Source organism: Pseudarthrobacter sp. NKDBFgelt (assembly GCF_046097905.1).
GTDB lineage: Bacteria > Actinomycetota > Actinomycetes > Actinomycetales > Micrococcaceae > Arthrobacter > Arthrobacter polychromogenes.
Genome location: NZ_JBJURL010000040.1, coordinates 1 through 14,539 on the forward strand (window position 1 = coordinate 1; position 14,539 = coordinate 14,539).

At 66.1% G+C, this 14,539-nt stretch carries 16 protein-coding genes and 1 pseudogene; 3 read left to right on the forward strand and 14 right to left on the reverse strand.

All coding sequences use genetic code 11. The annotated features are described in order from the left end of the window. The 3 genes and pseudogenes from ACKAE7_RS12035 to ACKAE7_RS12045 all read right to left on the reverse strand — a co-directional run. Nucleotides 1–190: pseudogene (locus ACKAE7_RS12035) on the reverse strand (hypothetical protein); the annotation flags it as partial. A 148-nt stretch (nt 191–338) separates the two neighbouring features. Next, a complete protein-coding gene (locus ACKAE7_RS12040) occupies nt 339–1,121 on the reverse strand; it encodes an SDR family oxidoreductase (protein WP_408979291.1) in 783 nt (260 codons plus the stop codon). Nucleotides 1,122–1,283: 162 nt separating this feature from the next. Continuing rightward, nucleotides 1,284–2,777, reverse strand: coding sequence for an SLC13 family permease (locus ACKAE7_RS12045; protein ID WP_321201385.1), 1,494 nt, complete (start codon nt 2,775–2,777; stop codon nt 1,284–1,286). Between the two features lie 145 nt (nt 2,778–2,922). Between ACKAE7_RS12045 and ACKAE7_RS12050 the strand changes: the two genes are divergently transcribed. After that, nucleotides 2,923–3,657: a FadR/GntR family transcriptional regulator gene (locus ACKAE7_RS12050; RefSeq protein WP_408979292.1), complete on the forward strand. Its 735-nt coding sequence runs from the start codon at nt 2,923–2,925 to the stop codon at nt 3,655–3,657. Beyond that, nucleotides 3,654–4,430 carry an SDR family NAD(P)-dependent oxidoreductase gene (locus ACKAE7_RS12055; RefSeq protein WP_408979293.1) on the forward strand — a complete coding sequence of 259 codons (777 nt, stop codon included), beginning with the start codon at nt 3,654–3,656 and terminating at the stop codon, nt 4,428–4,430. Before ACKAE7_RS12050 ends, ACKAE7_RS12055 begins: the two co-directional genes overlap by 4 nt. Nucleotides 4,431–4,500: 70 nt before the next feature. Here the strand turns inward: ACKAE7_RS12055 and ACKAE7_RS12060 are convergent, their stop codons facing one another. From ACKAE7_RS12060 to ACKAE7_RS12075, 4 genes are all read right to left on the reverse strand, one after another. After that, the gene (locus ACKAE7_RS12060; protein WP_408979294.1) at nt 4,501–5,046 is read right to left on the reverse strand and encodes a flavodoxin domain-containing protein; all 546 of its coding nucleotides are present in this window, start codon (nt 5,044–5,046) and stop codon (nt 4,501–4,503) included. 106 nt (nt 5,047–5,152) lie between these two features. Further along, on the reverse strand, nt 5,153–5,629 hold the full coding sequence (locus ACKAE7_RS12065) for a nucleoside deaminase (RefSeq protein WP_408979295.1): 477 nt from the start codon (nt 5,627–5,629) through the stop codon (nt 5,153–5,155). 21 nt (nt 5,630–5,650) lie between these two features. Continuing rightward, nucleotides 5,651–6,538, reverse strand: a complete 888-nt coding sequence (locus tag ACKAE7_RS12070) for an SDR family oxidoreductase (RefSeq protein WP_408979296.1) — start codon at nt 6,536–6,538, stop codon at nt 5,651–5,653. Beyond that, a complete protein-coding gene (locus ACKAE7_RS12075; RefSeq protein ID WP_408979297.1) occupies nt 6,535–6,984 on the reverse strand; it encodes a nuclear transport factor 2 family protein in 450 nt (149 codons plus the stop codon). The genes ACKAE7_RS12070 and ACKAE7_RS12075 overlap by 4 nt, the downstream gene beginning before the upstream one ends. Nucleotides 6,985–7,083: 99 nt before the next feature. Between ACKAE7_RS12075 and ACKAE7_RS12080 the strand changes: the two genes are divergently transcribed. After that, nucleotides 7,084–7,746, forward strand: coding sequence for a TetR/AcrR family transcriptional regulator (locus tag ACKAE7_RS12080; protein WP_408979298.1), 663 nt, complete (start codon nt 7,084–7,086; stop codon nt 7,744–7,746). 17 nt (nt 7,747–7,763) lie between these two features. Here ACKAE7_RS12080 and ACKAE7_RS12085 read toward each other — a convergent pair whose 3' ends face one another. The 7 genes from ACKAE7_RS12085 to ACKAE7_RS12115 form a co-directional block, all read right to left on the reverse strand. Then, complete coding sequence (locus ACKAE7_RS12085) at nt 7,764–8,090, reverse strand: putative quinol monooxygenase (RefSeq protein ID WP_408979299.1); 327 nt, start codon at nt 8,088–8,090, stop codon at nt 7,764–7,766. A gap of 67 nt (nt 8,091–8,157) precedes the next feature. Continuing rightward, on the reverse strand, nt 8,158–9,330 hold the full coding sequence (locus ACKAE7_RS12090) for a Gfo/Idh/MocA family protein (protein ID WP_408979300.1): 1,173 nt from the start codon (nt 9,328–9,330) through the stop codon (nt 8,158–8,160). 65 nt (nt 9,331–9,395) lie between these two features. Beyond that, nucleotides 9,396–10,211: a sugar phosphate isomerase/epimerase family protein gene (locus ACKAE7_RS12095; RefSeq protein WP_408979301.1), complete on the reverse strand. Its 816-nt coding sequence runs from the start codon at nt 10,209–10,211 to the stop codon at nt 9,396–9,398. 46 nt (nt 10,212–10,257) lie between these two features. Then, nucleotides 10,258–11,244, reverse strand: coding sequence for an ABC transporter permease (locus tag ACKAE7_RS12100; protein ID WP_191034350.1), 987 nt, complete (start codon nt 11,242–11,244; stop codon nt 10,258–10,260). A gap of 2 nt (nt 11,245–11,246) precedes the next feature. Further along, a complete protein-coding gene (locus ACKAE7_RS12105; RefSeq protein WP_190610986.1) occupies nt 11,247–12,755 on the reverse strand; it encodes a sugar ABC transporter ATP-binding protein in 1,509 nt (502 codons plus the stop codon). 53 nt (nt 12,756–12,808) lie between these two features. Then, nucleotides 12,809–13,969, reverse strand: coding sequence for a substrate-binding domain-containing protein (locus tag ACKAE7_RS12110; protein ID WP_190610988.1), 1,161 nt, complete (start codon nt 13,967–13,969; stop codon nt 12,809–12,811). A 50-nt stretch (nt 13,970–14,019) separates the two neighbouring features. After that, nucleotides 14,020–14,502 (reverse strand): hypothetical protein, encoded by a 483-nt coding sequence (locus tag ACKAE7_RS12115; RefSeq protein ID WP_190610993.1) that lies wholly within the window; start codon nt 14,500–14,502, stop codon nt 14,020–14,022. Nucleotides 14,503–14,539: the final 37 nt, after the last annotated feature.

Here is a 14,539-nt window from a genome sequence, read left to right on the forward strand (position 1 = left end):
CCGGCGGGCTGGTCGCCGCGGTGGGGCTCGCCGTCGTTGGTGCGGCTGGGCTGGTGGTGGGTGCCGCCGTCGTTGTTGTTGCGGTGGAGGTACCCGTGGGCGCCGGGGCCGGCGGGCCGAAGCAGCCTGTGAGGATGACCAGGGCGCTGAAGGTGAGAACGCTGAATGCCGAAAGCCTGGGCCTGGTCATGATGCTCCTTGGGGTGCTGACGTTACCGAAATGCGAAACTTTTGGGTCCGCTGCTGCTGCGGGCCCAAGCGTTGGCGCGGGTTCCGTGTACCCGCGCAGTCAAGAGTTACGCAAACGCGTACAGAGCCTCGCGTGGCCGGGCACCTGGTCACCAGACGGAGTCGCCCCGCAGGACGGCGTCGCTGCCGCCGTCAACATAGATGACCTGTCCGCACAGGTGTGTGTTCTCCTCGCTGTTGAGCCACGCCAGCAGGCGGGCAACGACGATGGGCTCGGCGATCCCGTTCAGCGGCATCGGGACCACATTAAGCAGCTGCTCCCGCCGTGCCGGGGTGGCGATGAGGTCGGCTGTCATCGGGGTGGCGATGATGCCGGGCGCCGCGGCATTGAGCGGGATGCCGGCCCCGGCCCACGCCGGCGTGGCGGCCTCGCGGCGGACCCACCGGGAGAGCGCCAGCTTGGCCGACGCGTAGATCAGCTGTCCCGTACTCGCCGGATCCCTGGCCAGGACCTCAGCGCGTGCCATGGCAGCGGGCTCATCCCCCGCCGTCAGCAGAGCAACGAGCTCACCGTCGCTGGGCAGGAGGGCGGCCATCGAAGAAACGAGGACGGCCCGTGGAGCCTCCGATCCCGCCAGAAGGGGGCGGAGGCCTTCAAGGGTGGCCACCGTGCCGAAGTAGTTCACGGCCACGGTGGCGGGCGCCGGGACGGCCAGGCCGGCGACGGCGTAGATGGCATCGATGGATCCGCCGCTGAGCCTGCCTGCCTCTTGGACCAGGGCTGCGCGCCCTTCAGCGGTGGAAAGGTCCACCACCACCTCGGCGTCGTGGATGTCCACCCCAATGACCCGTTCGCCCCGCTGCTCAAGCAGGTCCTTGGTTGCCTTCCCGATGCCCGAGGCAGCGCCGGTGAGGACAGATGTGCGGGGCATGGTGTCTTCTTTCCCTGGCTCAGCGTGTGGCTCCACTGTGCCCGCCTGCCCGCCGTGCGGCCAGAGTCCAAGGGCCCCCGAACGCGTGAGGGCCTGGGCCCGGTTTGAAACCGGACCCAGGCCCTTCCGGCGCTTGGTCAGCGTGTCCTACAGTGGAGCGGCTCAGCCCAGGATGAGGTTCAGGATGAACAGCAGCGGAATGGAGCCGGCCCACACGGCGGTGGTGATGCCGGACCAGCCGCGGAGCGCTGCGGTGCCTTCGAGGCCGGTGAACCGGGTGACCACCCAGAAGTAGGAATCGTTGAAGTAGCTCAGGATCATGGATCCGGCGGTGCAGGCCATGGCTGCCACCAGCGGGTCGATGCCGAGCGTGCCCACCAGCGGGGCGGTGACCGAGGCGGCGGTGATCATCGCCACCGTGCCCGAGCCCTGGGCCAGCCGGACCAGGGTGGCCACCAGGAACGGCACCAGGAACGCGGGCAGGGCCGTGGCCGCAATGGCTTCAGCCAGTGCGTCGCCTACGCCCGAGCTGCGGAGCACCTGTCCCAGCGCGCCACCGGCACCGGTGATCAGCAGGATGAGTCCGGCGGAGGCGGCAGCCTCGGCAAACCAGCCCTGGACCCGGCTGCGCGGGGTCCACCGCGGCAGCAGGACGTAGACGGCGAGCAGGACGCCGATGATCAGCGCGATCACCGGGTTGCCGATGAAGGCGAAGGGAACAACCCAGGCGGACGGCTCGTAGGTGCCGCCGACTACGCCCTGGGCGTTCTGGTCGATGGCGCCGGTGACCGTGTTCAGCACGATCAGCAGCAGCGGGACCAGGAGGGGCAGGGAAGCGAGGAACGCGCCCACGCGGTGCGGCTTGGCGCCCTCGGGCGGGGTGCCCAGGTCCAGCTCGGGATCGTCCGGCAGGTCCTCCTGCGCGGGGGCGGCGGCGTCGTCGTCGGTCATGGTTCCGGTGCTGCCGTGGTGGGATCCCTCAGCGGCACCCACCAGTGCGGCGCGGCCGTAGACGGCCTCGCGGACCTCCTCGGTGACGGAACTTTCGAGCTTGGGTCCCATCCACTTGGCGTAGGTCACGGCAATGGGAAGGAGCAGGACGGTGAACACCAGGCCGGTCAGGATGACAGCTCCCAGGTCCGCGCCCAGCAGGCCGGTGACGGCCAGCGGGCCGGGGGTGGGCGGGACCAGGTGGTGCGTCAGGGTCATGCCGACGCCCAGTGCCAGGGCCAGCGTCACGTAGCCGGCGCGCTTGACCCGCGCAATGGAGCGGGCCAGCGGGTTCATGATCACGTAGCCGGAGTCGCAGAAGACCGGGATGGACACCAGGGCGCCCACGGTGCCCATGGCCCAGGGCTCCCGGCCCTTGCCGAACAGCCGCAGGAAGGCGAGGGCCAGCGCGTTGGCGGCGCCGGAGACTTCGAGGATCTTGCCGATGGCCACACCCAGGCCGATCACGATGCCGATCGAGGCAAGGGTGTTGCCGAAGCCGGTGGTGATGGCCTTGACGATGTCGAGGGGGCTTTGGCCGGCCACGAGGCCGGTCACGAGGGCGGCGATGAGCAGCGCGACGAATGCGTCGAGCCGGGTGCGAAGTACGAGCACGACGATGGTCGCGATGCCCAGTACCAGCGCAAGTAGCAGTTGTATATCCACGTTGATGTACTCCTTGGGGACAAGAGCCCGGGCGCGCTGCCCGGCTCTCCTCGAATGGCGCCAGTGCCTTTTGGAATTGACTCCGTCGAGTGACGGGTGCCACACTATCCGGACATAAGACATCTGACAAGCCAATGGAGGAGGGATGCCGGTGAGCCGCCAGACACTTGCTGACTCGGTCTTCGCCGAGCTTCTGGAACGCGTGCTCTCCGGCGACCTTCCGCCCCAGTCGTCGCTGCCGGCGGAGGCGGAGCTCGCCAAGTCCGCCGATGTGAGCCGGCTGACGGTCCGCGAGGCCCTGAAGACCCTGCAGGCCCAGAACATCGTGACGGTCCGGCGCGGCCTGGGGACCTACGTGAATCCGCCCGAGGAATGGACGGGGCTGGAGGCCATCCTCCGGGCAGCAGCCCGCGGCACCGGTATTGACGAGGCAGCGCTGAAGCTGCTCGAGGTCCGACGCATCATGGAAACCGGAGCCGCCGAACTCGCAGCCAGGCACGCCACGGCCGAGCATTTTGCCGCCATGGAGAAGGCGATTGCGGACCTGGAAACAGCGCATGAGGCCGCAGACCTGGACGCCGTGACCCTGGCGGACCTTGCCTTCCACAACGTGGTGTTCAGGGCTTCGGCGAACCCGTTCCTCCCGGCGCTCCTGGGCCAGTTGGGCCACCTGCTCTACACCACGCGCCGGGAAACATCGGCGTTCCCCGAAGTCCAGCGCCATGCGCTGGAGCACCACCGGCTGGTCCTGGCGGCGATTGCCACAGGCGAGCCGGAAACAGCCCGCAAGGCCATGGACGAGCACATCAACCAGACCTACGACGACTACGCGCGCTTCATCAAAGCCAAGGAATCCAACACAGGAGTTGAACCAGCATGACTGACACCACCACTTTTCCCGCTGCACGCACGGCCGTCCTGACCGGCGCCGCCTCGGAGCGCGGCATTGGCCGCGCAACCGCAGACAGGCTGGCCCGCGAGGGCTGGAACATCGCCATCCTGGACATCGACGGCGAAGCAGCGGCCCTCGCTGCCAAGGAGATCGGGGACAAGCACGGCGTGCAGGCGCTGGGGCTGAAGACGGATGTCTCGGACGAGGCGTCCATCGATGCCGCCGTCAGCCGGGTGGAGGCGGAACTGCCTCCCGTCGTGGCCCTGGCCAACATCGCCGGCATCAGCTCCCCGCGGCCCTTCATGGAGGAAACCAAGGAAGGCTGGGAGCGGGTCTTCGCGATCAACATGACCGGGACCTTCCTGGTAACCCAGCGCGTCCTTGGCGGCATGATTGACCGGAAGCTTGGCCGGGTGGTGAGCATCTCCTCCATCTCCGCCCAGCGCGGCGGCGGCACCTACTCCAAGGTGGCGTACAGCTCAGCCAAAGCCGGGATCATCGGCTTCACCCGGGCACTTGCCCGCGAGATGGGCGAGCACGGGATCACCGTCAACTGCATCGCCCCGGGTCCCGTGGACACGGACATCATGGGCGGCACGCTGACGGACGAGCGGAAGAAGGAGATGTCCAAGGACATCCTGGTGGGCCGCGTGGGAACAGTGACGGACATGGCCGCTTTGATGTCATTCCTCATGGGCGAGGACGCCGGCTTCATCACCGCGGCCACCTACGACATCAACGGCGGTCTGCAGATTTCCTAGGGCGGCTTCAGGCGGGCGCGCACGTAACCCCTCCTGGAGAAGTACGACGGCGGTGCGCTGCCCGCCGTCGTTATGCCGCCGCGCTGCCTGGGGAGGTGGGCGACGCAGGCGTGGCGAGCTGGGCCGCGATCTCGTCGGTCCAGGCGTCGATGGCGGTCCAGTCCCGGAAGTCCCCGAAGCGGCCGCCGGTGAGCCGGAACAGGGTGCGCAGCGCTGACGACATCTGGTCTGCCTTGTAGACGCCGGAGAACATTCTGTGGCCGCGAAGCGCAAGGTCCTGGGGCAGCACTCCTGCCAGGCGTGCCTGCTGCAGTGCCGCGCCCTTTTTGCGGAACGGCTTCGGCAACGCATCGGCCATCCCCACGTTGAAGGCCCAGACGGGCAGCTTGGCGAGCTCAGTGGCGTGCCGGGCGAAGAATTGATCGGCCGCGGGCAACCACGACTGATTGTGGACGGCGCTGCCAACCACAACAGCGTCGTAGCCGGAGACCGACTCCACCCCGTCCACGGACCGGCACTCGACGCCTTCTAGCGAAGCCGCCATGCGGTCCGCTATATGTTGGGCGATCTCCTGCGTGGAACCCATCGCGCTGGCATACGCAACTAAAACAGTCATGGCTGAACCTCCGATCGTGCCGTCTCCAGTCTGATGGACACTGTGGCGGCCAGGATGTGCCGTTGGTCCCGACTCTGGGCCCGTATCAAGGTCCCCCGGAAATCCCCTACTCCGCGATATCTTCCGCCCACAGCTCCGGGTGGTCTGCCTGGAAGGTGCGCATCATGTCCACGCAACGCTGGTCATCCAGCACCACCACCTCAACCCCGCGCGACCGGAGGAGCTCCAGCTCGCCGTCGAACGTGCGCGCCTCCCCCACCACCACGCGCGGGATCTTGAACTGGATGATGGTTCCGGCGCACATGGCGCACGGAGCCAAGGTGGTGTACAGCGTGGTGTTGCGGTAGGTCTTTTGCCGCCCGGCTGCGCGGAGCGCGGACATTTCCCCGTGCGCAATGGGATCTTCGTTCTGGACGCGTTCGTTGTGCCCGCTGGCAGCCACCTCGCCGTTCCGGGCGAGTGCGGCCCCGATGGGAATGCCGCCACCGGCCAGGCTCTTTTGGGCGGCCTGGTAGGCGGCTTCGAATGCGGGGCGGTCGGTACTGTCCAGCTGCGCGGTGGAGGAATGCTGCTCTTGGGTCATGGCGTCATTGTTGCATGCCCGCTAGGCCGGGCGTCCCGGCCCACGGGCCGGCTTGCCAAGCTGCAGCCCGGTGACGGAAATGTCCGGAAACTCCGCCCGGGCCGGACCAAACGGGAAGGCAGCTGCTCCGGACTCCTCCCAGATACCGGCCCCTGCCGCCCGGGCAAGGAACGGAGAAAACGGCCTGGCAGCCACGGACAGCACCTTTAAGGCAGCCGCCGGGACCCGCTGGACCGCGCCATGGCCGGCCCGGGAAAGCACAGCTTCCGCCAACTCATTGCCGGTGAGCGTCTGCGAGCCCCATTCGATGACACGGTTCCGCAGCGCCGGGTCTTTGAGGGCACGGACCACGACGGCGGCCGCGTCCTGGACCGAGGTGTAGGTCACCGGGACGGATCCGGAACCGAACACAGGAACCTTGCCCTTCGACTCGAGCGGGACGGCCATCATCTCGAGCCGCTGTTCCAGGAGCGATCCGATCCGGACAACCGTCCAGTCCATGCCTGACGCGCGGACGGCGTCCTCGGCCGCGGCCTTGCAGCGCAGGAAATCGATGGGCCCGTCGGGGGCGGCGCCGTGCATGGACATCATCACCATGTGCTGTACCCCTGCATCCGCTGCGGCGCGCACCAGGCGGACGGCGCCGTCGCGGTCTACGGTGCGCGGGCTGGAGTCCTTGAGCCCGAACCCCGAGGCCGCGAAGACTACCTCAGTGCAGCCCGCCGCTGCTTCCCGGCAGTCCGTTTCGGAGCCAAGGTCGCCGCAGAAAAGTTCGACGCCGTCGCTTACCGTCGTGGCGAAAGGACGGGAACTGCCCCGGGCCATGACGCGGACCCTGTAGCCGGCCTGCGCCAGAAGGGGAACCACGGCGCGGCCAAGGCGGCCTGTGCCGCCGACGACCAGGATCATGGCCGGCCACCTCCGTCGATCCCGCGGACCGCTTCACCGATGGCAACATTGACGTCGCCGGGCTCGTGATCCACGGGTTCGAGGTAGAACTGGGCCGCAGCGATCCTGTCGTCGCGGACGGTAAGGATGGACACGCCGGCGGCGCGCTGCACGGATCCGTCCGCCCGGGTGCCGCGGTTGCTCCATTCCAGCCAGATCCTGCCGGCCGGTCCGGTGGCGGCGTCATGGACGGTGAGTGAGAGGTCCGGCAGGCCGGCAAAGAGGGCAGCCCAGTTCTTGCGGACCTGGGCCGACCCGGTGAAACTGCGGGCCGGGTGGGCGGGGGTGGTGTTCCGGTAGTCATCCGCGAACTCGGTCAGCATAGCCTCGAGGTCATGGCGATTGGCTGCGGCCAGCATGCGCCGCACCGGGCCGTCGGGCACGCGGTCGATTCCTGAAGCGTCCATGATCTGCTCCTTGGTGTCCGTCGTGGAAGGCGGAGAGGCTGGTACGCTGTAATTAATTACAGTCAGCTGTATTCAACTGATACAAGGAGTTTAAGCCCGATGGGTCCTGCGGTCAACGGTGTTCCGCCCCGCTCCCGGAGCTACGACACCCGGCGCCGGCAGGAGGCGGCCGAAGAGTCGAGGAAACGGGTGCTGGCCCAGTCGCGCGAGCTTTTCCTCGCCACCGGATACGGCCGGACCACCATCGCCGCCATCGCCCACGCCGCCGGCGTCTCCAAGGAATCCGTATACAAGGGGTTTGGCGGAAAGCCGGGTCTCGTCCGGGCCATCTACGAACAGAGCCTGCGTGGAGCAGGAGGTCCGCCGGCTGAAGAGCGGTCGGACCGGGCCCAGGCCACCGTCGCAGACCCCCGCGAGCTCATGGAGCAGTTCGGCCGGTTCGTCGCGGAAGTCAGCCCGCTGGGCTCGCCCGTCTTTCTCCTCATCAGGGACGCCGCGGCCAGCGGGGACCCGGACATGGCCGCGCTCCTTCGGGACGTGGACGAGGAGCGGTACCAGCGCATGCTGCACAACGCACGCCAGGTGCTCGGGAGGGGGTTCCTGAGGCCGGGCCTTGCGGTGGAAGAGGTTGCTGACGTCTTCTTTATGGGCACTTCGGCTGAGCTCTACGAGACCCTGGTCCTCAAGCGCGGCTGGACCGCGGAGCGTTTCGGCCGCTTCGTTGCCAGGACGCTGGCGGCCAGCCTCCTGGCCGACGGCTGAGGCAGGCAGGCCGCCGTTTAGGGTCCGGTAAGGGGCGTGATGGGAGTTACGGAGAACGGTGCAGCCAGCAGCGGCTGCACCCCTTTCACAAATTCCTTCACATGGTCTTCTTCGTTGTGGGCCTTGAGGTCCTCTTGGCGGGCCCATCCCTCAAAGAGGACGAACGTACCGGGCCTCTGGTCGTCAGAGAAGACGGTGTATTCCAGGCATCCGGCGTCTTTTCGGCTCGCGGACTGCAGCCCAACGAGTGCTTCATGAAGCGCTGCTTCGTGCCCTGCTTTTGCGGTGAACACCGGCATCAGCCAGACCTGGGCTTCTTCGTTACTGACTGTTGTGTGCGTCAATTTTCACGTCCTCGGGTGCTGTTGTGCGGGCGGGAGAGGCGGCAGGATCACCGCCCCTCCCGCTGGGTCATGCGTTGATCTGCGGAACCTCGACCCACGATTCTTTTGCAGCGGACTCGACGATTGCGTCGTCGATGAGCGCCACCTGATAGCCGTCAGCAAAACTCGGGCTTACGCTGCCGCCTTCTGCGATGGCCTTGAAGAAGTCATAGGCCTCGATGATCTTCGTTTCCCCGTACCCGATGCCGAGGGCAGGGATGGGCCAGAGCCCTTCCCCGTAAGGGTGGGCCGGCCCGGTATAAACGGTGCGGAATCCCCGGCGGTCGCCGGGGTCGGACGCGAAGCAAACCTGCAGTTCGTCGCGCCGCTCGTAGTTGAACACGATGCTTCCTTCGGTTCCGTGGATTTCGAAGGTGATGTAGTTGTTCCGCCCGTGGGCATTGCGTGTAGCTTCCACGGAACCCACGGCACCATTGGCAAAGCGGATCATGGTCATGACTTCGTCGTCCACATCAACCTGGCCGCGGGGGCCCTCCCCGCCACGTACCGTGCCGAGCGCGTCGGCACCACTGGTTTGGAGCGGCCGCTCGGGGATCCAGGTGGACAGGAGGGCGTTGACGGCGCTGAACTCGCCGACGAGGTAGCGCGCCATGTCAATGACGTGCGTTGCGATGTCGCCGAGGGCGCCGGAGCCTGCGATGGATTTCTGGAAGCGCCAGGAGAGCGGGGAGTTGGGGTCGGCGCTCCAGTCCTGCAGGTAGGTCCCGCGGAAGTTGAGAATCTGGCCTATTGCACCTTCCTCGATGTATTTCTTGGCCAGGGCAACGGCAGGGGTCCGCCGGTAGTTGAACGCAACCATGTGGACGAGGTTCTTATCTTTGACCGCGTCGTACATGGCCTTGGATTCCTCGCCCGTACGGGCCAAGGGCTTTTCGCAGATGATGTGTTTGCCGGCTTCGGCGGCGGCAATGGCAATCTCGGCGTGGAGGTGGTTGGGCGTTGCAATGTCTACGACGTGGATGTCCGGGTCGTCGATGATGCTGCGCCAATCCGAGGTGGACTTTTCGAAGCCGAAACGGCGGGCCGCTTCCGAAGCAAGGTCCTCGGTGGCTTCAGCAATGACCTTGCGGACCGGCAGCGCCGGTGCGGGCCAGAAGAACATTGGCATGGCGGCGTACGCCAGGGAGTGGGCCTTGCCCATGAAGCCGCCTCCGATGAGGCCGACGTTGAGGTTCTGCATGTAAATCAAGTTCCTTTCGGAAAAGGCGGGAGCGCCTGCGGTGGCATTCCCTGTGGTCAATGGAGTCAGAGGAGTTTCTCGAGGTACTTCTTGCTGATGGCGGCTGCTTCCCGGGGATCCCCGTCGTAGCCGTCCAACTCGACCATGAGCCAGCTGTCGTAGCCGCTCTCCCGGATGGCGGCGAGGATGTCCGGGAAGTCGAGTTCGCCCTGGCCCAGGGGCAGGAACGCGAAGGGGTCCCGCCGAAGGTCTTTGAGGTGGACGTGCCGGATCCTGTCGGGGTATTTCCGGATGACCGCAGCCGGGTCCGCTCCCCCGGCCGCAAGGTGGGCGGTGTCGGGGCAGAAGCCGATCCGGGTGAGCGGCATGAGCTTGTCCAGCTCGTCCGGGCTTTCCACGATGGTGGTCAGGTGCGGATGGTAGCTGGCCGAGAGCCCGAAGCTTTCTGCAATGTCCATGACCCTGTCCAGGGCCGCGCCGAGGCGGTGGTAGTCCTCTTCGGTGGTTCCGGCCGCACGCCGCGCGCCGCCTCCGACTACCAGGCGTTCGGCGCCAAAGTCCGCGGCCAGCTCGGCCGCCCGATGGATCCGGTGCAGTTCGTCGGGGAGGATATCGGCATAGATGAAGTTGGCGCCGGTATACACACTGGTCAGGGCAACTCCGGAGCCGCCCAGGATGTCCTTGAGTTCCTCCGGCTTATCCGCGTATTCCGCGAGGTTGCCGTCGAACATCTCGACACCCTCGTAGCCCACCGATGCGATGTCCTGGACGGCGTCCTTCATGGACCCGTGGGTCATGTAGAAAAGGTCCTTGACGCTCGTCACGCCTTGGGGGTGGCCCACCACGCCGCCCCAGGTAATGGAACAGTAACCAAGTTTCATTGCTTGTGCCTTTCAGGTGCCACAGGAGATTTGGGGGTCATGGGTGTTACTTCTTCCGGGCCAGTGCGACGGCCAGGATGATGATGGCGCCCCGGACCACCTGCTGCTGGCTGCTGTCGAGGCCGGCCAGGATGAGTCCGTTGTTGATCAGGCCGATCAGCAGGGCACCGAAGAGGGTGCCGATGATGGAACCGAACCCTCCGAAGAGGCTGGTTCCGCCCAGGATGACGGCGGCGATGGCGGAAAGCTCGTCTCCGGAGCCCCACTGGAACCGTCCGGACTGGAGGCGGCCGGCGTAGAGCATGCCGGCGACGCTTGCCGCCATGGCCGAGATGAGGAGCACCTGGAATTTGATGCGCTTGGTGTTGATGCCGGTGAAATCTGCGGCGTTGCGGTTGCCGCCCGTGGCCAGGACCTGTCGGCCGAACTTGGTGCGGTTCAGCACCACGGCGCCGATGGCGACGAAGATGGCGCTCCAGACCACCAGGCCGGGTATTGGACCGAAGTTGCCGGATCCGAACAGCGTGTTGAAGGTGTCGTTCAGGATGGGCTGGGGCGCCGACGCGGTGATCCATTGGGCAACGCCCACGGCTATCCCCAGCATGCCGAGTGTCACCAGGAAGGACGGGATGCCAAGGAGGCTGACCAGGGCACCGTTGATGGACCCGACCACCAGTCCGACGGCGAGGCCGGCCAGGATGCCGGGGATCAGGCCGAACTGGGACAGTGCCATTGCCGTGCACACACTGGAGAGGCCGGCCACGGATCCGACGCTGAGGTCGATCTCCGCACATGCGATCACGTAGGTCATGCCGACGGCGATGACGGTGATCGTGGCGGTCTGCCGGAAGATGTTCAGCAGGTTGTTCGGCGACAGGAAGCCCTGGTCGCGGAGCAGGACGGCGAAGAAGAGGAAGACGACGACGAAGCCGATGTAGATGACGTAGCGCCGCCAGTCGAGGTCCTTGAGGATGGTGCTGATACTGCGGGGGGCCGCGGTGTCCCGCGACGCGATGGTGTTTGCCTTGCTCACTTTCAGACTCCCTGCACTGCGAGTTGGAGATATTCCTCGTCAGCGATCTCGCTGCGGGGAATATCACGGATGATGGAGCCGTCCTTGAGGACGAGGACGCGGTCGCTGACCGCGAGTAGTTCGGGGTACTCGGAGGAGATGACGATGACGGCCTTGCCGGCGCCGGCGAGCGCACGGATCATGTCCAGGATTTCGCTCTTGGTGCCGATATCGACGCCGGCCGTTGGCTCGTCCAGGATCAGGATGTCCGGATCGGTGCCCAGCCACTTGGCGATGACCACCTTCTGCTGGTTTCCGCCGGAAAGGAGACGCACCGGGCGGTGGGGGTGGGCCACCTTCACCGCGAACTTCTTGATCAAGGACGAGGACAGTTCCTTGCCCTTGGCGCCGTCCAGGAGCGGTCCCCGCTGGATCTGGCCCAGGAGGGGAAGCAGCAGGTTGTCCCGGACGGAGTGGTCCAGGACGAGGCCCTGGGCCCTGCGGTCCTCCGGGATGAGGGCGACGCCGGCGTTGATGGCCTGCTGCGGCGAGGCAAGGGTGACCTTTTTGCCGCGCAGGAGGACGTCGCCGCTGTCCACCTTGTCAATGCCGAAGAGCGCACGGGCGAGTTCGGTGCGTCCGCTGCCCATCAGTCCTGCCAGGCCCAGGATCTCGCCGGGCCGGAGCGCGAAGGAAACATCCCGGACCCGCGGCCCCGCATTGAGGCCGCGGACTTCCAGCAGCGGCGCCCCGGTGTGTTCCGCATGGTCACGCGCACGGTAGGAAAGCTGGCCCTCGATCTTCTTGCCCACGATGCCTTCCACGATCTGCTCGGGGGTGACATCCGTCAGCGGCGCGGTGAGGAGGTGGCGGCCGTCGCGGAGGATGGTGATCCTGTCCGCGAGCCTGTACACCTCATCCATGCGGTGCGAGATGTAGATGATGGAAATGCCACGCTGCTTGAGGCGGTCAATCAGTTCGAAGAGCGCTTCGGACTCGTGCCGGGCCAGGCTGGCAGTGGGTTCGTCCATGATCAGCACCTGCGCGTTCTGTGCGAGTGCCTTGGCGATCTCAGTCAGCTGCCAGTAGGCAGTACCGAGCCGCGAGACCTGGGCGCGGGGATCGACGTCGACCTCCATCTCTGCGAAAACTTCCCTGGCCCGGCGCACCGCCGCACGGTCATCGATGAGCCGTCCGGGACCGAGCGGTTCCGCGGCCAGGAAGATGTTCTGTGCAACGGTCAGGCTCGGCACCAGGCTGAATTCCTGGAAGACCATCCCGATCCCGGCGGCCTTCGCGTCCTGGATCGTATTGATGACGGCCGGCTTGCCTCCAATGAGGATCTCCCCGGCGTCCGCCTGGTAGACGCCCTGGAGGATCTTCATGAGCGTGGACTTCCCGGCGCCGTTGCCGCCCGCCAGTGCGTGGACCTCGCCCTTACGGACGTCGAAGCTGACGTCCTTCAGGACGGGAACGCCGTTGAAGCCCTTGGAAATCGAGCGCATTTCGACGACATTGTCTGCGGTGTTCATCGTTGCCCTTTCGGTGCGGTGCGGGGTGGACACCCCGCACCGCCTGTTTTTGGCTACTTCTTGTAGGAGTCCTGGATGTCCTTCGGTGCATCCTCGTGGTAGACCTGCTTCCAGGCCTCCAGGACGTTGGAGTGGTCAACCGGAAGGGCACTCAGGGCCACGTAGGCGGGCGCTTCCTTGCCGATGAGGGCCCCTGCGCCCAGCCGGGCTTCCGTGACGCCCTGGTCGAACGGCACCTGGGCCCCGAGGCCGACGATGAGTTCGTCCTTGGCCAGGGCAATGGCGACGTTCTTGCCGAGGTCCTCCGTGGCGATCTTCAGGTCCTGCCTGCCCGCGGCCCGGGCAGCGGCCATCACACCTTCTGCAGGTACATCCCAGACCGCCCAGATGCCGGACAGGTCAGGGTACTTGCTCAGCATGGCGTTGGCAGCGGCCTGGGCGTCTCCAGCGAAGTCAGGGCCGGCAATCCCCTTTTCCTCGACCACCTGGATGTCCGGGTATTCCTTGGTGATGGTTTCCTTGAAACCTTCATAGCGCTGCTTGGTCACGAAGAAGTCGGCCTGGTGGAACACGAGCCCGATCTTCCCCTTGCCACCCAGTGCCTTGGCCATTTGGTGGGCGGAGACAACGCCGTTGCCGTAGTTGTCGGCAGAAACAACGGAGACGTAGTCCTGGCCGGCTGTCAGTCCCTGGGGGATGTTGTCCATGAAGACGAGCTTGGTGCCGGCCTCCGCGGCCTTCTTGTATGCGGATGCCGTGGCTACGGGGTCCGTGGGGATGGAGACGATGATGTCAGGCTCCTGCGTCATGACAGTCTCGATATCCGAAACCTGCTTGTCCGGCTTGAAGTTGGCATCGGTTGTGGCGATGACCTTGATGCCGAGTTGTTCGAATTCGCTCTTGAGGCCGTTGACCTGCGCCGTGGCCCAGTCGTTTCCGCCGTAGTGCATCACGATGGCGGCCGTGGCGTTGAGCGCCTTGACCTTCTCAATCTCTTCAGGTGTCAGGTCTGCTGCGGACGCCGGGGAGGGCGTCTCGCCGTTGGGCCCCTTGCTGAGGACCTGGCCCTTGATCTCGTCAAGGGCCTGCTGGGCCTTCTCGGAGACGCCGGCGTCGGGAACGCTTGAGGCGCCCGACGTCGAACTGCTGCAGGAAGCGACGGAAAGAGACAGGGCTGCGGCGAGGGCCACAAAGGGAAGCCTGCGGATCATCATTGTTCTCCAGTGCTTTGAGTGGGTGGATAGGGGTGGATGCCTGGAACGGGTCAGGCGAGGGCAAGTGCCAGTGCCGGTGGCACCGGGGACAGGACGAGTGCGCCGGAGGCCGAGGCTGAGCGTATGGCAGCGGCCTTGTCTGCGGCTCTCAGGAGCGCTTCTGCATGCACCTTGTCTACGAAGAAGCCCAGGGAACACGGTCCGTGGTGGGCCTGAACCCACTTCACCGCCTCGCCGGCAGCCTTGGCCATGCCGCCGGGAGCTTCCGCGGCCTGGCCGTGGATGGTGGACACGGACGCGGGTTTGCCTGAGTTGTCAACGGAGACCACCAGGCTGGCCCAGAGGAGATTGTCATCGAAGATTCCAATGACCGCCGAAGAGCCTGCGGAGACGAAGGCGCGGACGGCGGCTGCAAGATCGCCAGGCGCCGTATCCCCCAGCAGTGCTTCCAGGTTTGCCCACTGGGCGTGGTCGACGTCCCGGAGCGCTGCGTTCGGATCGAGCGCGAGTGCGTAGACGATGGGGCCGGGCATCCCGCTCCTTTCCTCGTTGAAATATTGACTCCGTAAG